Origin of the sequence: Streptomyces sp. NPDC021012 (assembly GCF_044333355.1) — a bacterium.
Lineage (GTDB): Bacteria > Actinomycetota > Actinomycetes > Streptomycetales > Streptomycetaceae > Streptomyces.
In genome coordinates this window covers 80,532-99,058 of the sequence record NZ_JBIRQU010000008.1, presented here as the reverse complement: position 1 = coordinate 99,058, position 18,527 = coordinate 80,532, and the positions used below count along the sequence as shown (strand labels likewise).

Annotated in this window: 16 protein-coding genes; 12 read left to right on the top strand and 4 right to left on the bottom strand. The window is 72.8% G+C overall.

Annotation, left to right across the window (positions count from 1 at the left end):
- Positions 1-19: 19 nt before the first annotated feature.
- The gene (locus ACH4TP_RS25845; RefSeq protein ID WP_398439265.1) at positions 20-1,363 is read right to left on the bottom strand and encodes a hypothetical protein; all 1,344 of its coding nucleotides are present in this window, start codon (positions 1,361-1,363) and stop codon (positions 20-22) included.
- Positions 1,364-1,511: 148 nt separating this feature from the next.
- Between ACH4TP_RS25845 and argH the strand changes: the two genes are divergently transcribed.
- The 3 genes from argH (at position 1,512) to ACH4TP_RS25830 (ending at position 5,164) form a co-directional block, all read left to right on the top strand.
- Entirely contained in the window at positions 1,512-2,942 is a 1,431-nt protein-coding gene (gene argH, locus ACH4TP_RS25840; RefSeq protein ID WP_398186454.1) for an argininosuccinate lyase, read from the top strand.
- 129 nt (positions 2,943-3,071) lie between these two features.
- Positions 3,072-3,623 (top strand): TetR/AcrR family transcriptional regulator, encoded by a 552-nt coding sequence (locus ACH4TP_RS25835; protein ID WP_389228171.1) that lies wholly within the window; start codon positions 3,072-3,074, stop codon positions 3,621-3,623.
- A gap of 2 nt (positions 3,624-3,625) precedes the next feature.
- The gene (locus tag ACH4TP_RS25830) at positions 3,626-5,164 is read left to right on the top strand and encodes an MFS transporter (protein ID WP_398439373.1); all 1,539 of its coding nucleotides are present in this window, start codon (positions 3,626-3,628) and stop codon (positions 5,162-5,164) included.
- A 73-nt stretch (positions 5,165-5,237) separates the two neighbouring features.
- Here the strand turns inward: ACH4TP_RS25830 and ACH4TP_RS25825 are convergent, their stop codons facing one another.
- Entirely contained in the window at positions 5,238-5,909 is a 672-nt protein-coding gene (locus ACH4TP_RS25825; protein ID WP_389228168.1) for a lysophospholipid acyltransferase family protein, read from the bottom strand.
- Positions 5,910-6,150: 241 nt separating this feature from the next.
- On the opposite strand from ACH4TP_RS25825, the gene ACH4TP_RS25820 reads away from it, so the two are divergent.
- From ACH4TP_RS25820 to ACH4TP_RS25810, 3 genes are all read left to right on the top strand, one after another.
- The gene (locus ACH4TP_RS25820; RefSeq protein ID WP_398439264.1) at positions 6,151-7,323 is read left to right on the top strand and encodes a glycerophosphodiester phosphodiesterase; all 1,173 of its coding nucleotides are present in this window, start codon (positions 6,151-6,153) and stop codon (positions 7,321-7,323) included.
- A gap of 106 nt (positions 7,324-7,429) precedes the next feature.
- The gene (locus ACH4TP_RS25815) at positions 7,430-8,059 is read left to right on the top strand and encodes a sigma-70 family RNA polymerase sigma factor (protein WP_398439263.1); all 630 of its coding nucleotides are present in this window, start codon (positions 7,430-7,432) and stop codon (positions 8,057-8,059) included.
- Positions 8,060-8,096: 37 nt separating this feature from the next.
- Positions 8,097-8,585, top strand: a complete 489-nt coding sequence (locus ACH4TP_RS25810) for a GNAT family N-acetyltransferase (RefSeq protein ID WP_389228871.1) — start codon at positions 8,097-8,099, stop codon at positions 8,583-8,585.
- Between the two features lie 8 nt (positions 8,586-8,593).
- Here the strand turns inward: ACH4TP_RS25810 and ACH4TP_RS25805 are convergent, their stop codons facing one another.
- Together ACH4TP_RS25805 and ACH4TP_RS25800 are read right to left on the bottom strand one after the other, a co-directional pair.
- Positions 8,594-9,016 carry a hypothetical protein gene (locus ACH4TP_RS25805; protein WP_389228158.1) on the bottom strand — a complete coding sequence of 141 codons (423 nt, stop codon included), beginning with the start codon at positions 9,014-9,016 and terminating at the stop codon, positions 8,594-8,596.
- Positions 9,017-9,018: 2 nt separating this feature from the next.
- The gene (locus tag ACH4TP_RS25800) at positions 9,019-9,381 is read right to left on the bottom strand and encodes a hypothetical protein (protein ID WP_389228155.1); all 363 of its coding nucleotides are present in this window, start codon (positions 9,379-9,381) and stop codon (positions 9,019-9,021) included.
- A 560-nt stretch (positions 9,382-9,941) separates the two neighbouring features.
- Between ACH4TP_RS25800 and ACH4TP_RS25795 the strand changes: the two genes are divergently transcribed.
- The 6 genes from ACH4TP_RS25795 to cobT all read left to right on the top strand — a co-directional run bounded on the left by ACH4TP_RS25795 (position 9,942) and on the right by cobT (position 18,515).
- A complete protein-coding gene (locus tag ACH4TP_RS25795; RefSeq protein ID WP_389228152.1) occupies positions 9,942-10,997 on the top strand; it encodes a methionine ABC transporter ATP-binding protein in 1,056 nt (351 codons plus the stop codon).
- Positions 10,994-11,662, top strand: a complete 669-nt coding sequence (locus tag ACH4TP_RS25790) for a methionine ABC transporter permease (protein WP_398439262.1) — start codon at positions 10,994-10,996, stop codon at positions 11,660-11,662. Before ACH4TP_RS25795 ends, ACH4TP_RS25790 begins: the two co-directional genes overlap by 4 nt.
- 85 nt (positions 11,663-11,747) lie before the next feature.
- Positions 11,748-12,602, top strand: a complete 855-nt coding sequence (locus ACH4TP_RS25785) for a MetQ/NlpA family ABC transporter substrate-binding protein (protein ID WP_398186467.1) — start codon at positions 11,748-11,750, stop codon at positions 12,600-12,602.
- 195 nt (positions 12,603-12,797) lie between these two features.
- Positions 12,798-13,433: a GNAT family N-acetyltransferase gene (locus tag ACH4TP_RS25780; RefSeq protein WP_389228143.1), complete on the top strand. Its 636-nt coding sequence runs from the start codon at positions 12,798-12,800 to the stop codon at positions 13,431-13,433.
- Positions 13,434-13,506: 73 nt separating this feature from the next.
- Positions 13,507-14,751 carry a precorrin-6y C5,15-methyltransferase (decarboxylating) subunit CbiE gene (gene cbiE, locus ACH4TP_RS25775; RefSeq protein ID WP_398186471.1) on the top strand — a complete coding sequence of 415 codons (1,245 nt, stop codon included), beginning with the start codon at positions 13,507-13,509 and terminating at the stop codon, positions 14,749-14,751.
- Positions 14,752-15,056: 305 nt separating this feature from the next.
- A complete protein-coding gene (cobT, locus tag ACH4TP_RS25770; RefSeq protein ID WP_398439261.1) occupies positions 15,057-18,515 on the top strand; it encodes a nicotinate-nucleotide--dimethylbenzimidazole phosphoribosyltransferase in 3,459 nt (1,152 codons plus the stop codon).
- Positions 18,516-18,527 lie beyond the last annotated feature (12 nt).

Sequence of the window (18,527 nt, the reverse complement as noted above, 5' to 3'; positions counted from 1 at the left end):
GTCTCGCCGGTCGGGAGCGTCAGCTCCTGAGCATCGCCCAGGAGTTGGCGCGCAGCTTCGGTTCGGCGTCGTCGACCAGCGACCAGGCGACCTCCCGGAGGTCCGGGCCGCCGTGCGCGACCAGCAGCCGGAACGCCCCCACGCGCACGTGCCGGGGGTGCTCCGTCCCGAGCCGTGCCCGCAGCTCCGCCACCGGCAGCCGCTCCGTGTACGGAGTGAGAGCGGCCACCGCCTCCCGTACGACCCCGGGCGCGGGATCGTCGAGGAGCGGCATCAGACGCGCCACGTCCACCGCGTCCAGGACGCGCAATCCGGCCACGGCGCGGGCGCGCACGCCCGGGTGCGGGTGCTCCGTGAGGCCCCACAGCAGGGCGGCGTCCTCGCGAGCGCCGCACTCGGCGAGCCCGAGCGGCGCGGCCGGGGGCACCGATCCGCCCGTGCACAGGGTCCGGTAGAGCGGGGCGGGATCGGTCCCGTACTGCCGCAGCACGTACCGCGCGCACGCCCGGACCATGGACGAGCGGTCCGTGAGGAACGCCTCGGCCTCCCCGGGGCGCCCGGCCCGGCGCAGCGCCGTCACACCGGCCGCGCGCACCCGGGAGTGCGGGGAGCGCAGCAGCGGGAGGAGCACCTCGTCCCCGGTCTCCGGCCCCACCCCGGCGACCGCGCCGTCCGCGCAGATGTCCTGGATCACCACGTCCGGGTCGGCGGCGGCGGCCGCCGCGAACCGCTCGGGGGAGAAGTGTCGGCGCTCGACCGCGATCCGGTGCGCCAGACGCCGGGTCGCGCGGTCGTCGCGGACGAGGGCGGTTTCGAGGACGGGCACCGGGCTCTCCCGGAGCGTCGCTTCGAGGAGGTTCCGGGCGGCCTCCCCGTGTCGGCGCCCGGCGACACGCAGGACGACGGGCGCCAGGACGGCGACCGCCTCGGGCCCGGCACCGGGAAGCGCGGCCCGCAGCAGGTCGCGGGCCGGTTCGCGTACGGGCTCCGCCCAGTCCGCGCAGCGGATCGCCACGAGGGGCAGCAGTGGCCGCAGGTCCGGAGCGGGAAGACCGGCCGCGCGGCGGAGGGCCGCCTCGCGTATCCGGCCGTCGGGGTGGCAGAGCGCGAGGGCGAGTTCGGGCCCGTCGGGTTCTCGGCGGCGGGACAGGTCCAGGCGGGGCAAGGGCGCGTCCCGCGGCCACCGGAAACGACGGCCGGTCGCCCACGCGTGGGTGGGCAGCGTGGACGGGCGGGTGCGGGCGAGCTCCCGCACGGCGAGGTCGAGACCCGTCCAGGCGGCGGCGTCCGAGGTGTCGATGGTCGAGGCGAGCGGGGTTCCCCCGGCCAGTCGGGTGGCTGCCGCGGTGTGGGTGTCGTCCATGGCCGGAGCGTAGGGACAGGGTGGAGGGGGGCGCCCCTGGTTTTCACCGCCCACCGACCACGATTGACAAAACATACGGCCATCCGCATAGTTATGCCTATCAACGTCGACCTTGCGTCATCCGCCCACGTTCGATCGAGGAGCAGCAGTGAGCAGCAACAACGGTGACGTCCGGCTCTGGGGCGGACGGTTCGCCGACGGCCCCGCCGAGGCCCTGGCGAAGCTCTCCGCTTCGGTCCACTTCGACTGGCGTCTCGCGCCGTACGACATCGCCGGCTCCCGTGCCCACGCGCGCGTGCTGCACAAGGCCGGGCTGCTCACCGAGGACGAGCTGACCCGCATGCTCGCCGGGCTCGACCAGCTGGAGGCGGACGTCGCGGACGGCTCCTTCGTCGGCACCATCGCCGACGAGGACGTCCACACCGCCCTGGAGCGGGGCCTCCTGGAGCGCCTCGGCGCCGACCTCGGCGGCAAGCTCCGCGCCGGCCGGTCCCGGAACGACCAGGTCGCCACCCTCTTCCGCATGTACCTGCGGGACCACGCCCGGATCATCGGCGGTCTGATCGCCGACCTCCAGGACGCCCTGGTCGGCCTCGCCGAGGCCCACGCGGACGTCGCCATGCCCGGTCGTACGCACCTCCAGCACGCCCAGCCGGTGCTCTTCGCCCACCACGTCCTCGCCCACGCCCAGTCCCTCTCCCGGGACGCCGAGCGACTGCGCCAGTGGGACACCCGGACGGCCGTCTCCCCGTACGGCTCCGGCGCCCTGGCGGGCTCCTCCCTCGGGCTCGACCCGGAGGCGGTGGCGAAGGACCTCGGCTTCGAGCGGGGCTCGGCCGGCAACTCGATCGACGGCACGGCCTCCCGCGACTTCGTCGCCGAGTTCGCCTTCATCACGGCGATGATCGGCGTCAACCTCTCGCGGATCGCCGAGGAGATCATCATCTGGAACACGAAGGAGTTCTCCTTCGTGACCCTGCACGACGCCTTCTCCACCGGCTCGTCGATCATGCCGCAGAAGAAGAACCCCGACATCGCCGAGCTGGCCCGGGGCAAGTCCGGCCGCCTCATCGGCAACCTCTCCGGCCTGATGGCCACCCTCAAGGCCCTCCCGCTCGCCTACAACCGGGACCTCCAGGAGGACAAGGAGCCGGTCTTCGACTCCTGCGACCAGCTGGAGATCCTGCTCCCGGCCTTCACCGGCATGATGGCCACCCTCACGGTCAACCGCGACCGCATGGAGGAACTGGCCCCGGCCGGCTTCTCCCTCGCCACCGACATCGCCGAGTGGCTGGTCAAGCAGGGCGTCCCCTTCCGGGTGGCGCACGAGGTCGCCGGCGAGTGCGTGAAGGTAGCCGAGTCCGAGGGCAAGGAGCTCGACGAGCTGACGGACGAGCAGTTCGCCAAGATCTCCGAGCACCTCACCCCCGAGGTCCGCACCGTCCTCAACGTCCCCGGCGCCCTCGCCTCCCGCAACGGCCGCGGCGGCACCGCCCCCTCGGCGGTCGCCACCCAGCTGATCGAGGTCAAGGCGGACCTGGTCATCCAGCACGCCTGGGCCGAGGCCAAGAAGAAGTAGCCCTCGCGAGCAAGGCGCAGCGCCGCCGTCCTCCCCTCCGGAGGACGGCGGCGCTCCTCTTGTGTCAGTCGACTATCAGTAGTCGTCCCGAATGAGACACTGATGTCTCATCGGGTGTATGGTTGTCTCATGTCAGTCGATCGCACCCAGGTGCTCCGTGCCGCCGCCGCCCTGCTCACCCGTAAGGCGACCGCCACCATGGACGAGGTCGCGCGGGCCGCCGGGATCGGGCGGGCCACGCTGCACCGGCACTTCGCGGGGCGGGACGCTCTGGTGCGGGCGCTCGAAGAGCTCGGGCTGCAGGAGCTGGAGGCGGCGCACGACCGGGCGCGTACGGACGAAGGGCCCGCGGACGAGGCCGTACGGCGGCTCGTCGGCGAGGTCGAGCCCGTGGCGCCGCTGCTCTCGTTCCTCGTCACCGAGAACCAGCTCTTCGAGGGCGACCAGCAGAACGAGGGCTGGGAACGCCTCGACGCCCGGGTCTCCGCGCTCTTCCGGCGCGGCCAGGAAGAGGGCGTCTTCCGCATCGACCTGACCCCCGCCTGGCTCACCGAGGCCTTCTACGGGCTCATCGGTTCCGGCGCCTGGGCCGTGCAGGACGGCCGGGTCGCCGCCAAGGACTTCCAGTACATGATCGTCGAGCTGCTGCTCGGCGGAGCGCGCAGGAGCGTGGAGAAGTGACCATCAGCAGCATCAGGACCGAGAGCCATATCGAGGGCGCGCACCGGCCCGGCCGGTGGCTCGCCCTCTCCGTGCTCGTCCTGGCCGTCCTCCTCGTAGCGGTCGACGCCACGGTGCTCGGCCTCGCCACCCCCTTCCTCTCCGAGGACCTCAAGCCCTCCGGCACCCAGCTGCTCTGGATCGGTGACGTCTACTCCTTCGTCATCGCCGGACTCCTGGTCTCCATGGGCAGCCTCGGCGACCGCATCGGCCGCAAGAAGCTCCTGCTGATCGGTGCCGCCGCCTTCGGCGCCGTCTCGGTCCTGAACGCCTACGCGACCAGCCCCGAGATGATGATCGTCGCCCGCGCCCTCCTCGGCGTCGCCGGCGCGACCCTGATGCCGTCGACCCTGGCGCTCATCCGCAACCTCTTCCACGACCCGCGCGAGCGCAGCCTCGCCATCGGCATCTGGGGTGCCATGGCCTCGGCCGGCGCCGCCGTCGGGCCGGTCGTCGGCGGGTTCCTCCTGGAGCACTTCTGGTGGGGCTCGGTCTTCCTCATCAACCTGCCCGTCATGGCCGTCCTGGTCCTCGTCGGCGCCAAGCTGATCCCCGAGTCGAAGAACCCGAACCCGGGCCCCTGGGACCTCCCCAGCGTCGCCCTCTCCCTGGTCGGCGTCATCGGAATCGTGTACGCGGTCAAGGAACTGGCCTCCCACGGACCCTCCCTCGACGCCGGTGCCGCCGCCCTCGTCGGTGCCGCCGCCCTGGCCTGGTTCGTCCGCCGACAGCTGACCCTGCCCGCGCCGCTCCTGGACATGCGGCTCTTCCGCAACCGCGGCTTCTCCGGTGCCGTCCTCGCCGACCTGCTGACCGTCCTCGGCCTCTCCGGCCTGGTGTTCTTCCTGTCCCAGTTCTTCCAGCTGGTCCAGGGCCGTGACCCGCTGGAGGCCGGACTCGCCGAACTGCCCGCCGCGATCGGCTCGGTCACGGCCGGTCTCGCCGCCGGCCTCGTGGCCCGCCGCTTCTCCGTACGGTCCGTGGTGGCCGGCGGTCTCGCGGCGGTCGGCCTCTCGCTCGCCGTCCTGATGACGCTCGACCAGCACACCGGCTACCCGCTCCTCGGCGCCGCCCTGCTCGTCGTCGGCGTGGGCGCCGGCTTCTCCTTCACGGTGACCGCCGACGTGATCCTCTCCAGCGTCCCGAAGGAGCAGGCCGGAGCCGCCTCCGCCGTCTCCGAGACCGCGTACGAACTGGGCGCCGCGCTCGGCATCGCCATCCTCGGCTCCATCGTGACCGGCGTCTACCAGGGCTTCGCCACCCCGGCCGGTGTCCCCTCGGGCATCGCGTCGGCCGCCCACGAGTCGCTCGGCGGCGCGGTCCAGGCCTCCGGCGGCCTCGCCCCCGAGACGGCGACCGCCCTGGTGTCCTCCGCCCAGGAGGCCTTCGTCGACGGCCTGCGGATCGCGGCCGGCGTCGGCGCGGCGGTCCTCCTCGCGACCGCCGTCGCCGCCTGGTTCCTCCTGAAGGGCCAGAAGCTGGAGGAGGGCGTCGAGCACTGACGCACCCGGCACACGCGGAAGTGCCCCGTACGGCCGACGGCCGTACGGGGCACTTCCGCGTGGAGGGGCGGAGTTACGCCGCCTTCGCCTTGGTGGCGTACATGTCCACGTACTCCTGCCCGGAAAGCCGCATCACCTCGGCCATCACCGAGTCCGTCACCGCGCGCAGCACGTACCGGTCGCGGTCCATGCCGTCGTACCGCGAGAACTCCATCGCCTCGCCGAAGCGCACCGTCACCTTACCCGGGCGCGGGAAGCCCGCGCCGCCCGGCTGGATCTTGTCGGTGCCGATCATCGCGAACGGCACCACCGGCGCCCCGGTCATCAGGGTCAGCCGCGCGATGCCCGTACGGCCCCGGTACAGCCGGCCGTCGGGGGAGCGGGTGCCCTCCGGGTAGATCGAGAAGATCTTGCCCTCTTCGAGGACACGGCGGCCCGTCATCAGCGCCGCCACACCACCGCGGCCGCCGTCCCGGTCCACCGGGATCATGCCGACGCTGGTGAAGAACCAGGCCATCGCCCGGCCCTTGACGCCCTTGCCCGTCACGTACTCGTCCTTGCCGATGAAGTAGACCGGGCGGTCCAGGCAGATCGGCATGATCATCGAGTCGATGAAGGTCAGGTGGTTGCCCGCGAGGATCACGGGGCCCGTCCCCGGGATGTTCTCGGCGCCCTCCACGCGGGGGCGGAACATCAGGCGCATGACCGGCCCGAGCACTGCCTTGATGATCGCATGACGGGACAACTGTTCCTCCGGTGGGAAGCGGGTCGGACGAGCGGGCGAGCCGACGGTTGCAGCTCGTGACGATACTCGCGGGTCACCCCCACGCGCACATCGGGTTCACCGAGTGGATACGCAGTGTTGACGCGTGTTTCCGCCATGTTCGGCCGAGGTCTGCCGCCCGTAGGGGCCCGCTGCCTAGCGTCGGGGACAACAGTTGGCAGGTGCGGGACATCACACCGCGGTACACACAGGAGGATCCCCCATGACCCAGGGCGAACGCCGGACCCCGGCACGGCGCACGGTTCTCGGAGCGGCGGGCGCCACCGTCCTCGGCGCCTCCACGACCCTCGCGGCCGGCACCGGCACCGCGCAGGCCGCCGCCCAGGGCGGCACGCCCGGCCGCGGCCACGGCTACCGCTCCCTCCCCGTCCCGATCGTCATCGGCCACCGGGGCGCCGCCGGCTACCGCCCCGAGCACACCCTCGGCTCCTACCGGCACGCCCTCGACATCGGCGCCCACGTCGTCGAGCAGGACCTCGTCCCCACCCGGGACGGACACCTGGTCTGCCGCCACGAGAACGACATCAGCGGCACCACCGACGTCGCCGACCACCCCGAGTTCGCCTCCCGGAGGACCACCAAGACCGTCGACGGGGTCACGATCACCGGCTGGTTCACCGAGGACTTCACGCTCGCCGAGCTCAAGACCCTGCGGGCCAAGGAGCGCATCCCCGCCACCCGCCAGGAGAACACCCTCTACGACGGCCGCTGGACGGTCCCCACCTTCGAGGAGGTCCTCGACTGGGCCGAGGAGGAGGGCCGTCGCCGGGGCCGCGAGATCTGGCTCCACGTCGAGACCAAGCACCCCAGCTACTTCCGCTCCCTCGGCCTCGGCCTGGAGGAGCGCCTCGCGAAGCTCCTGCGCCGGTACGGACGCCACCGCGCGAACTCCCCGGTCTTCCTCCAGTCCTTCGAGCCCAGCAGCATCCAGCGCCTGGCCGAGCTGGTGGACGCCCCGGGCGTCGTCCTGCTCTCCGGCCCGAGCAGCCGCCCCTGGGACTTCGTCGAGGCCGGTGACCCGCGCACCGTCGCCGACCTGGTCACGCCCGAGGGCCTGAGCTGGATCGCCTCGTACGCCAAGGGCATCGGCCCCACCCTCGACCTGGTCATCCCCAAGGACGCGAGCGGCCGGCTCGGCACCCCGACCACCCTGGTCCGCGACGCGCATGCCGAGGGGCTGGTCCTCCACCCGTACACGCACCGCAACGAGAACACCTTCCTGCCCGCGGACTTCCGCAGGGGCACGGACCCGACGGCGTACGGCGACGCCTTCGGAGCCCTCAAGCGGTACCTGGAGACGGGGATCGACGGCATCTTCTCCGACAACCCGGACACCGCCCGGCTCGCCGCCGCGGACCTCACCGCCCGCGACTGACCCGACCGGCCCGAAGGAGGGGGTCGTACGGTCCGCACGACCCCCTCCCGGGTGGTTTACGCCCGGCACCGCAACCACGGCCGCGCACCCCGGCATCGTGCCGGTCATGACCACCCCCGAGGCCACCCCCGAGATCACCCCCGCCCCGGAAAAGCAGACTCCGGAAAAGTGGACCCTGGAAAAGCAGACCCTGGAAAAGCGGACCCCCGAAGCCCCGGCCCCCGACCTCCTCGCCGCCCTCGCCCCGCTGCTCTCCGCCGAGTCCGACGCCGAGGCGCCGACCGCCGGCGTCGACCCGGGCGACCTCGAACAGGCCGTCTGGCTCCGCCTCCTGGAGCAGCTCCGGGAGACCGGCACCGCCCCCGAGCGGCCCGCCGAATGGCTGCGCCGCGCCGTCCGCGCGGAGGCGCGCCGCGCCCGCAGGACCCACGACCGGGAACGCCCCTACCGGGACGAACCCGCCCACGGGCCGGACGGCGCCGAGCCGGAGTACTCGCTCCTCGTCGCCGAGGGCCGCCGCACCCTGCGCGCCGCCGTCACCAGGACCCCCGGCCGCTGCCCGAAGGTGCTCACCGCGATGCTCGACCCGGAGGACCCCACCTACCGGGAAATCGCAGGAGAGTTGGGTATCTCACAGGGCAGTCTGGGGCCGATGCGTTCCCGTTGCCTGGGATGTTTGCGCAGAATGCTGGCTGCAGAGGTTCCCGCCCCGGGTCGACGGGGAAGGGTGCGGTAAACCGATGATCGACCAGATGAGCGGGAGGCGTGCACACATGGGCCTGAGTGTGACCATCTCAGCGGCGGACGCGCAGGACGCGGAGCACATCCTGAAGCTGCAGTACCTCTGCTACCAGAGCGAGGCGGAGCTGTACGGGGACTGGTCCATCGAGCCGCTCACCCAGTCGCTCGACGCCCTGCGCGCCGAACTGGACGAGGGGTACGGGCTGGTGGCCCGGCTCGGCGACGAGGTCGTCGCCTCCGTGCGGGCCCGCCTCGACGAGGACGGCACGGTGCGGATCGCCAAGCTGATCGTCCACCCGCGCATGCGGCGGCACGGCCTCGGCGGTCGCCTCCTCGACGGCATCGAGCGCCACTTCGCCGCGGAGGCCGAGGAGCCGGCGCCCGCCAAGCGCTTCCAGCTCTTCACCGGCCATCGCAGCGAGGGCAACCTGCGCCTCTACCGCAGCAGGGGGTACGCGCAGGTCGACACCCGCGAGGTCGGCCCGAAGCTCACCCTGGTGACCCTGGAGAAGGCCGCCTAGAGCAGCCCTCAGGCGGCCTTGGCCGCCTTCCGCAGCCACCAGATGCCGGTCAGCGGAAGCAGCACCGGGATGAAGACGTAGCCGAAGCCGAAGTCCGACCAGACCGTCGCGTCCGGGAAGGCGGACGGCTCCACCAGCGTCCAGGTCCCCACGATCAGCACGCCCGCGAGCTCGGCGGCGCAGCACACCAGCGCCGCCCTGCGGGCCTTCTCCCCGCCGCGCACCAGCGTGTACGTGATGAAGACGTAGACGACCGCCGCCACCGCCGACAGGCCGTACGCCAGCGGCGCGCGGTCGAACTCGCTCGTGATCTGGTAGATCGAGCGGGAGACCGCGCCGACCGACATCACGCCGTACAGCCAGACGAGCAACATGCCCGGACCCGTGACGAGACGGGCCTTCCCCGGGGTCGGGGTCTCGGTCGCGGTCATGGTCAGCCCACCGTCCAGATGTCGTAGAGACGCACTTCGAGCACGGCCAGGACGACCGCGCCGGCCGCCACCGTCGCCGAACCCCACCGGCTGCGCTCCGCGAGCGACATGAAACCGGCGATGGGCACCGCGCACAGCGCGCCGAGCAGATAGGCGACGAAGATCGTCGTGCCCTCCTCGGCCTTCTCGCCGCGCGCCAGCTGCACGATGCCGACGATCAGCTGGACCAGGACCAGGAAGGTCACCACGGCCATGCCGATGAAGTGCCAGTCCTTGGTCGGCTGGTCCCGGAAGGCGGCGAAGCCGCACCAGGCGGCGAGGGCGAGCGCGGCCACGGAGACCGCGACCGTCAGGGCGTCAAGCATGCGCCCGAGGGTATTACGGTCCGAATGGCCCGATGCGCTCACCCCCCACCTCTCCGGGAGCCCGTCGCCCGCGTGGCCTTGGCCACATCCCGTACCGGACCACCCTCCCCGCCGGGCCCGGACCCGAAGGCGCGTCCCTCCAGGCCACACACGGAAAGGCGCGCCGATCGCCGCCCCCACCGCGTCCGCATGGCGTCTCAACGACGTCCGCTATTCGGACAGCCCCCTTCCCTTCGCAGCTGCGCATGTTTAACTTGCAGACATGACCACGACGAGCAGCCGCACCCTTGCGACCGAGGCGACCACGACGCCCGGTGCTCGTTGTATGTGTCGAATGTGCGCCTTCTGAGGGCCCCCGCCTGAGCCTCGCGCCCCGAAGCGAGACCCCGACGGCCGAGCCGATCCGACCGCCATCCGGCGCGGACCGTGCCTGCCCCGCGCACCGCTGCCGCCCGGCCACCAGCCGGAGCAGCCTCCCCGTGCGCCTGACTGTCCGAAATGACGAATGCCCCGTGCACGACGGACCCCGCGTCGCGCACTCGACAGTGACGGAAACCCCTGTGATCACCACTTCGGGCCTGACCAAGGTCTACGAGTCGCGCGGCCGGCAGGTCACCGCTCTGGACGGCGTCGACCTCCACGTCCGCGAGGGCGAGGTGTTCGGCGTGATCGGCCAGAGCGGCGCCGGCAAGTCCTCGCTCATCCGCTGCGTCAACCTCCTGGAGCGCCCCACCTCCGGCACGGTGACCGTCGACGGCGTCGACCTCACCGCCCTCGCCGGAAAGAGCCGCCGCGCCGGGAAGGACCTGCGCCGGGCGCGCAGCAGCATCGGCATGGTCTTCCAGCACTTCAACCTGCTGTCCTCCCGCACGGTGAAGGACAACATCGAACTCCCCCTGGAGATCCTCGGCGTCTCCGGCACCGAGCGCTCCCGCCGCGCCCTGGAACTCCTCGACCTCGTCGGCCTCGCCGACAAGGCGAAGTCCTACCCCGGCCAGCTCTCCGGCGGTCAGAAGCAGCGCGTCGGCATCGCCCGCGCCCTCGCCGGCAACCCCAAGGTCCTGCTCTCCGACGAGGCCACCAGCGCCCTCGACCCGGAGACCACCCGCTCCATCCTCCAGCTCCTGCGCGACCTCAACCAGCAGCTCGGCCTCACCGTCCTGCTCATCACGCACGAGATGGACGTCGTCAAGACGATCTGCGACTCCGCCGCCCTCATGCAGCACGGCCGCGTCGTCGAGTCCGGCACCGTCGGCGAACTGCTCGCCACCCCCGGCTCCCAGCTGGCGGCCGAACTGTTCCCGGTCGGCGGCGCCCCCACGGGCCCCGACCGCACGGTCGTCGACGTCACCTTCCACGGCGAGGCCGCGACCCAGCCGGTGATCTCCCAGCTCTCCCGCACGTACAACATCGACATCTCGATCCTCGGGGCGGCGATGGACACCGTCGGCGGGAAGCAGATCGGCCGGATGCGGATCGAACTGCCCGGACGGTACGAGGAGAACGTCGTCCCGGTCGGCTTCCTGCGCGAGCAGGGCCTCCAGGTCGAACTCGTGGAAGACGAAGAGCCCGTCGCGGACACCGCGCACGTGCTGGTGAAGGAAGGTGCCAAGTGACCTGGTCGGAGATGCAGCCCCTCCTGGAGCAGGGCACCGTCGACACCCTCTACATGGTCCTGTGGGCCACCGTCGTCACCATCGTCGGCGGCCTGCCGCTCGGCATCCTCCTCGTCCTCACGGACAAGGGCGGACTGGTGCAGAACCGGCCGGTGAACAAGGTCGTCGGTGCGATCGTGAACATCGGTCGTTCGCTGCCGTTCATCATCCTGCTGATCGCCCTGATCCCCTTCACGACCTTCGTCGTCGGCACCTTCATCGGCCCGACCGCGATGATCGTGCCGCTCGCCATCGGCGCCATCCCCTTCTTCGCGCGCCTCGTCGAGACCGCGATCCGCGAGGTCGACCACGGACTCGTCGAAGCCGTCCAGGCCATGGGCGGCGGCATCCCCACCATCGTCCGCAAGGTCCTGCTCCCGCAGGCCCTGCCGTCCCTCGTCTCCGCCGTCACCACCACCGTGATCGTGCTCATCGGGTACTCGGCGATGGCCGGCGCGGTCGGCGGCGAAGGCCTCGGCTCCAAGGCCGTCACCTACGGATACCAGCGCTTCGACACCACGTTCATGCTGGTCACCGTCGTCGTCCTGGTCGCCGTCGTGACCATCGTCCAGCTCATCGGCGACGGAGTCGTCCGACTCCTCGCCCGCCGGGGCCGCACCGCGTAACCCCCTCCCAGGACTTCGTCCTTCGAAGAACAGCCCGGACTTGTTGTCCAGGCGTCCACCGCTCCACCGGAAAGAGGCACTCTTCGTGCGCAAGAACATCAAGCTCACCGCCGGTATCGCCGCCACCGCAGCCCTGGCCCTCGGCCTCACCGCCTGCGGCACCTCCTCGGACCCGTCCTCCACCAAGGACTCGGCCGGCGCCGCCGACAAGCCCCTCGTCGTCGCCGCGTCCCCGACGCCGCACGCCGACATCCTCAACTTCGTCAAGGACAACCTGGCCGCGAAGGCCGGCCTGAAGCTGGAGGTGAAGGAGTTCACGGACTACGTCCTGCCGAACACCGCCACCGAGACCGGCCAGGTCGACGCCAACTTCTTCCAGCACAAGCCGTACCTCGACGACTTCAACAAGAAGAACGGCACCCACATCGTCCCGGTGGTCAACGTCCACCTGGAGCCGCTGGGTCTCTACTCCAAGAGCCTCAAGTCGGTGAAGGACATCAAGGCCGGCCAGACCGTCGCCGTCCCCAACGACACCACCAACGAGGGCCGCGCGCTCCACCTCCTCGCCGAGAACGGCCTCATCACCCTCAAGGACGGCGTCGGCACCGACGCCAAGCTCTCCGACATCACCGACAAGAAGGGCCTGGAGTTCAAGGAGCTGGAGGCCGCCACCGTGCCCCGCGCCCTGAACGACGTGGACGCCGCCGTCATCAACGGCAACTACGCCATCGAGGCCAAGCTCTCCCCGGCGAAGGACGCCCTCGTCCTGGAGAAGTCGGAGGGCAACCCGTACGCCAACTTCCTCGCCGTCAAGGCCGGCAACGAGAAGGACGCCCGCGTGCAGAAGCTCGCCAAGCTCCTCAACTCGCCCGAGGTGAAGAAGTACATCGAGGACACCTACAAGGGCTCGGTCATCCCGGCCTTCGGCGCCGCGAAGTAAGGTCCGGCACCCGAGGGACCGTCAGACCGGTTCCCCCGTACAGTCCTTGAGCAGAAGGCCCCCGCACCCCGTCCGGTGCGCGGGGCCTTCGCCACACCCCCGCCCGACATCCCACCCGGCCATGCGCACCGCGCCCGCATGCTGCATGCTGTGCGTTCACGGTCGATTCGGACGGTCCACGGCATGGAGCTGAGCATGACTACCACCTTTCCGGACATCTCCATCAACACGGACCGGCTGGTGCTGCGCGCGCTCGAAGAGGCGGACGCCCCCGCCCTCGCCGAGATGATGAACGACGAGATGGTCGCCGCCTGGACGGCCGTGCCCCAGCCCTACACCGAGGAAGCCGCCCGCGGCTGGATCACCGAGTACGCCCCCACCGAACGCGGCGCCGGCCGGGGCCTCGACCTCGCCGTCACCGAGTTCCTCACCCAGCGCCTCGTCGGCATCGTCCAGCTGAGCAACACCGACTGGCGGGTCCGCTCCACCGAGATGTCGTACATCATCGCCCCCTGGGCCCGCGGCGAGGGCTACGCCTCCGAAGCCGCCCTCGCCACCGCCCAGTGGCTCTTCGGCGACCAGAAGTTCGAACGCCTGGAACTGCGCACCGCCGCCGACAACACCGCCTCCCAGCAGGTCGCCCAGAAGATCGGCTGCATCAGCGAGGGCGTCCTGCGCAACGCCTGCATAGCCCGCACCCGCACCGAGGACGGCGCCTGGACCGAACTGCGCACCGACTTCATCGTCTGGGGCCTCCTCCCCGAGGACCTCGACGGCGTCGCCGACCAGATGGCCGAGGCCGGCTACTCCTCGTACACCGACTGGAGCTGAGCCCCCGCGACGATCCCGGGGTACGCTCGGCACGCCCCCGACCTGCGACAACACCACAGGGAGACAGACCACGATGGCCGACCGCGTCACGGTGATCGGCTGGGACGGCTCGCCCCTCACCGCGGCGGCCCGCTCCGCGCTCTCCGCCGCCACCCTCGTGGCCGGCGCCGCCCACCACCTGGCGCTGCCCGAGGTGCCGCCCGGCGCCGAACGCATCCGCCTCGGCAGCGTCGACCTCGCCGCCCGCCGCATCGCGGGACACCGCGGCACCGCCGTCGTCCTCGCCGACGGCGACCCCGGCTTCTTCGGCGTCGTCCGCACCCTGCGCGCCCCCGAGCACGGCCTCGAGGTCGAGGTCGTCCCCGCCGTCTCCTCCGTCGCCGCCGCCTTCGCACGGGCCGGAATGCCCTGGGAGGACGCCCGGATCGTCGTCGCCCACCAGCGCACCCTGCGCCGCGCCGTCAACGTCTGCCGCGCCCACCCCAAGGTCGCCGTCCTCACCTCGCCGGGCGCCGGACCCGCCGAACTCGCCCTCCTCCTCGAAGGCGTCCACCGCACCTTCGTCGTCTGCGAGGAGCTCGGCACCGACCGCGAACAGGTCTCCGTCCTCACCTCAGACAAGGCCGCCGACCACAGCTGGCGCGACCCGAACGTCGTCCTCGTCATCGGCGGAGCGACCGGCGGTGTCCCCACCGCCCCCTGGCTGACGGGCCAGGACCCGGCCGCACGGACGGTCCGCGGCTGGGGCCTGCCCACCGAGGAGTACGACTCCGAGGGCGAAGGCCCCGGAACCGGACCGGCGCACACCGGCGCGGGCGCGGACCCCGCCCTCCGGGCCGCCCAACTGGCCCGTCTCGGGCCCCGCACCGGCGACCTCGTCTGGGACATCGGCTGCGCGGGCGGCGCCTTCTCCGTCGAGGCCGCCCGCTTCGGCGCCGCCGTCATCGCCGTGGACGCCGACCCGGCCGCCTGCGCCCGCACCGAGCGGGCCGCGCGCCGCCACGGAGTGCCCCTCCAGGCCGTCCCGGGCCGCGCCCCGCACGTCCTGGAGAGCCTGCCCGAACCCGACGTCGTACGGATCGCGGCCGGCGGCGTCCCCGTCGTCACCGCCTGCACCGACCGGCGCCCGGAGCGGATCGTCGCCCACGCCTCCACCCGCGACGAGGCCGAGGCGATCGGCGCCGCCCTCGCCGACGGCGGCTACGCCGTCGAGAGCCTCCTCCTCCAGACCGTCGGACTCGACCCCGCCGACTGGACGGAACGCGAGCGTTCGGTCGTGTTCCTGCTGTCCGGACGCAGGATCGACCGCGCCCCGTGACCCGGCCGCCCCACCGGGGCAGGGTAGGCTGGCCGATTGTTGTACCGCACCGGGATGTTCGGCGGTCTGTTCGTCAATGTCCCGAATGGGTGGCCGCTTTGCGTCCCCCACGTGGTACGCGACAAGGGGGACGGCGCGACGTGGCGCAGTCCACAGCGCACCGTGGCGAATCTTCCTGCCACGATGGCCGAGGGCCGCGACAATGTGTGGGTGTTCGCGCGTGCTTCGTGCCGCGCGGCGCGCGCGCTCGTTCTTGTCGACGGGCGCAGGTCTGAAGGAACACAAGCGATGGGCGAGGGGTACGCATGACGGACACCGGCCAGGTCCCGGGCGAGGGGCTGCCGGAGAACGCAGGCATGGTGGAGCAGCCGGGCATCCCCGCTCCGGGCGCGTACACCTTCCTGGACCCCTCCGAGCACACCGAGGACGACGACATCCTGCTGATGCCGGGCGCCCAGGGCGCCTGGAGCGAGCACCCGCCGGGCTTCGTGCCCGCGCCTCCGGTCGCGGTGCCGCCGCCGGCCGTCCCGAACCAGGGCATGCCGCACGAGGCCGCCCCGGAGGCCCCGGCCCCGATGGGCGACCCGCTCACCGACCCGCTGCCGGACCCGCTCACGGGCCCGCTCCCCGACGGGGTCGCGCTCGCCGACGTGCTGACCGCCCCTCAGGGCCACACCCCGCCGCAGGGCGTGCCCTTCGGCACCCCGGCGCACGGCGTCCCCGCGGCCCCGCAGGAGCCGGTCCTCACCGAGCACGGCTACGAGCCCGGCATCCTCGACACCGGTGCCCACGAGGCGGCCGGCCGCGACACCGGCTCCGTCGACCTCGGCGGCGTCCGCGTGCCCCCGCCCGCCCAGGCCCAGGCCCCGCAGCAGCCCCGGCGCCCGCTTCACATGGGCCCGCCGGTGCCCGACGCCACCGGCGGCGTCGTGCTCTCCCTCGCCGACCGGGGCCCGGCCGCCGCCGCGCCCGCCCCGGCCCCGCAGCCCGCCCCGGCGCCCGAGCCTGCGCCCGAGCCGGTCGTGGCCACGGCCCCCGCCCCGATCCCGGCGCGGAACCCGGGCCCGCCGACCACCGGCCCCGAGTACTTCGAGATCGCGCAGGACCAGCAGCTCGCCCCGCAGGGCGCCGAGCCGTGGGTCGCGCAGCCGCAGGAGCCCGTCGCACCGCAGGCACCCGCAGAAACGGTCGTCCCGCCGCAGGGCCAGTTCGTCCAGGTCGAGGGCTCCGTCCCGACGACCCCGCACCTGGCCCCGGTCCCGGCGGCGGAGGCCCCCGAGGCACCGGAACCCGCCGAGCCGCAGACGACGCCCGAGGCCGTCCAGGAGCCGGCCCCGGAGGCCGCCCCGGCCCCCGAGGAGACGATCCCCGCCCCGCGCGAGGCCGAGCCCGCCGCCGAGACGGCCGCGCCGGCCCCGGAGGCCGAGCCGCAGGCGGCCGAGCCCGCCGCCGAGGTCCCGGCCGAGCCGGCCCCCGAGGCCGCGCAGCCCGTGGAGGAGCCCGCCCCGGCGCAGCCCGTCGAGGCCGAGCTCACCGAAGCCGTGCCCGCCGAGGTCCCGGCCGAGACCGCCCCCGAGACGGCGGAGGCCGTCGCGGAGCCGCAGCCCGAGGCCCTCACGGAGCCCGCGCCCGTCGAGGCCCCCGTGGAACTCCCGGCCGAGGCGCCGGTGGAGGCCGTGGCCGTCGAGGCCCCCGCCGTCGCCGAGGCCCCGGTCGAGCCGGCCCCCGAGCCGGAGGTCCAGGCCGCCACCGAGGCCCCGGTCGAGGCGCAGCCGGAAACCCAGGCTCCCGCCACCGAGACCACCGACGCGCAGGCGCCCGTCACCGAGGCGCCCGTCACGGAGGCGCCCGAATCCGAGGCGCCCGAATCCGAGGCGCCCGAATCCGAGGCGCCGGAATCCGCGCCGGCCCCGGAACCGGACTCGGCCCTCGAACCGCAGGCTCCGGAATCCGAGTCGGCCCCCGAGCCGCAGGCCCCTGGATCCGAGACGCAGGAATCCGAGCCGGCGCCCGAATCCCAGGCCCCGGAATCCGCTCCGGCCCCCGGCTACGACGACGCCGAGCGCGAGGCGGTGCTCCGCGTGATGCGCGAGCGCCGCGACATCCGCAACGGCTTCCGCAGCGACCCGATCCCGCACGAGGTGCTGCTCCGCGTCCTGGAGGCGGCACACACCGCGCCCAGCGTGGGCCACTCGCAGCCGTGGGACTTCGTCGTCATCCGCTCGGCCGAGACCCGGCAGACGATGCACGAGCTGGCGCAGCGTCAGCGCGAGGCCTACGCCAAGTCGCTGCCGAAGGCCCGGGCGAAGCAGTTCAAGGAACTGAAGATCGAGGCCATCCTCGACACCCCGGTGAACATCGTCGTGACCGCCGACCCCACCCGGGGCGGCCGCCACACGCTCGGCCGCTACACGCAGCCGCAGATGGCCCCGTACTCCTCGGCGCTCGCCGTCGAGAACCTCTGGCTGGCGGCCCGTGCCGAGGGCCTCGGCGTCGGCTGGGTCAGCTTCTTCGACGAGCGCGAGATGGTCCGTACCCTCGGCCTCCCCGAGCACCTCGAAGTGGTCGCGTACCTCTGCGTGGGTTACGTCGACGAGTTCCCGGACGAGCCCGAGCTGATGCAGGCGGGCTGGTCCAAGCGCCGCCCGCTGGCCTGGGTCGTCCACGAGGAGACGTACGGCCGCCGCGCGCTGCCCGGCGAGGAGCCGCACGACCTCCTCCAGGAGACCGTGGCGAACATCCGCCCGCTGGACGCGAAGGCGCTCGGCGAGGCGTGGGAACGCCAGAAGCGCATGACGAAGCCCGCCGGGGCCCTGGGGATGCTGGAGATCATCTCGGCCCAGCTCTCGGGCCTCTCCCGGGTCTGCCCGCCCCCGATCCCGGAGCCGGCCGCCGTGGCGATCTTCGCCGGCGACCACGGCGTCCACGCCCAGGGCGTCACCCCGTGGCCGCAGGAGGTCACGGGCCAGATGGTGGCCAACTTCCTCGGCGGGGGAGCGGTCTGCAACGCCTTCGCGAACCAGGTCGGCGCCGAGGTCTGCGTCATCGACGTGGGCGTGGCGGCCGAACTCCCGGCCACGCCGGGCCTCCTGCCCCGCAAGGTCCGCCCGGGCACGGCCGACTTCACCACGGGCCCGGCGATGACCCGCGAAGAGGTCCTGGCCGCGATCGAGGTGGGCATCGAAACGGCCCGCGACCTCGTGGCGGCGGGCAACAAGGCCCTCCTCACGGGCGAGATGGGCATCGCGAACACCACGGCATCGGCGGCACTGATCTCGGTCTACACCGGGGTGGACGCGGCCGAGGTCACGGGCCGGGGCACCGGCATCAACGACGAGACGCACGCCCGCAAGGTGGACGTCGTCCGCCGCGCCCTCGACCTGCACAAGCCGGACCCGGCGGACCCGATCGGCGTCCTGTCGGCGGTCGGCGGCCTGGAGCACGCGGCCCTCGTGGGCCTGATCCTGGGCGCGGCCTCGCTCCGCACCCCGGTCATCCTCGACGGCGTCTCCACAGGCGCGGCGGCCCTCGTCGCCCGCGCCATCGCCCCGGAGTCCCTCGCGGCATGCATCGCGGGCCACCGCAGCGCCGAGCCGGGCCACGTGGCCGCCCTCAACAAGCTGGGCCTGCGCCCGCTGGTCGACCTCGACCTCCGCCTCGGCGAAGGCACGGGCGCCCTCCTGGCCCTCCCCCTGGTCCAGAGCGCGGCACGCGCGATGCACGAGGTGGCCACGTTCGACTCGGCGGGAGTCACCGAGAAGTAGCACATCAGCGCG

What these genes read in the sequence shown, in the direction of transcription:
- ACH4TP_RS25780 (WP_389228143.1), top strand. Translation starts at nt 12,798, where the DNA reads ATGACTACCACCTTTCCGGACATCTCCATCAACACGGACCGGCTGGTG.
- ACH4TP_RS25805 (WP_389228158.1), bottom strand. Translation starts at nt 9,016, where the DNA reads ATGACCGCGACCGAGACCCCGACCCCGGGGAAGGCCCGTCTCGTCACG.
- ACH4TP_RS25810 (WP_389228871.1), top strand. Translation starts at nt 8,097, where the DNA reads ATGGGCCTGAGTGTGACCATCTCAGCGGCGGACGCGCAGGACGCGGAG.
- ACH4TP_RS25820 (WP_398439264.1), top strand. Translation starts at nt 6,151, where the DNA reads ATGACCCAGGGCGAACGCCGGACCCCGGCACGGCGCACGGTTCTCGGA.
- ACH4TP_RS25845 (WP_398439265.1), bottom strand. Translation starts at nt 1,363, where the DNA reads ATGGACGACACCCACACCGCGGCAGCCACCCGACTGGCCGGGGGAACC.
- ACH4TP_RS25800 (WP_389228155.1), bottom strand. Translation starts at nt 9,381, where the DNA reads ATGCTTGACGCCCTGACGGTCGCGGTCTCCGTGGCCGCGCTCGCCCTC.
- ACH4TP_RS25835 (WP_389228171.1), top strand. Translation starts at nt 3,072, where the DNA reads ATGTCAGTCGATCGCACCCAGGTGCTCCGTGCCGCCGCCGCCCTGCTC.
- cbiE (WP_398186471.1), top strand. Translation starts at nt 13,507, where the DNA reads ATGGCCGACCGCGTCACGGTGATCGGCTGGGACGGCTCGCCCCTCACC.
- ACH4TP_RS25815 (WP_398439263.1), top strand. Translation starts at nt 7,430, where the DNA reads ATGACCACCCCCGAGGCCACCCCCGAGATCACCCCCGCCCCGGAAAAG.
- cobT (WP_398439261.1), top strand. Translation starts at nt 15,057, where the DNA reads ATGACGGACACCGGCCAGGTCCCGGGCGAGGGGCTGCCGGAGAACGCA.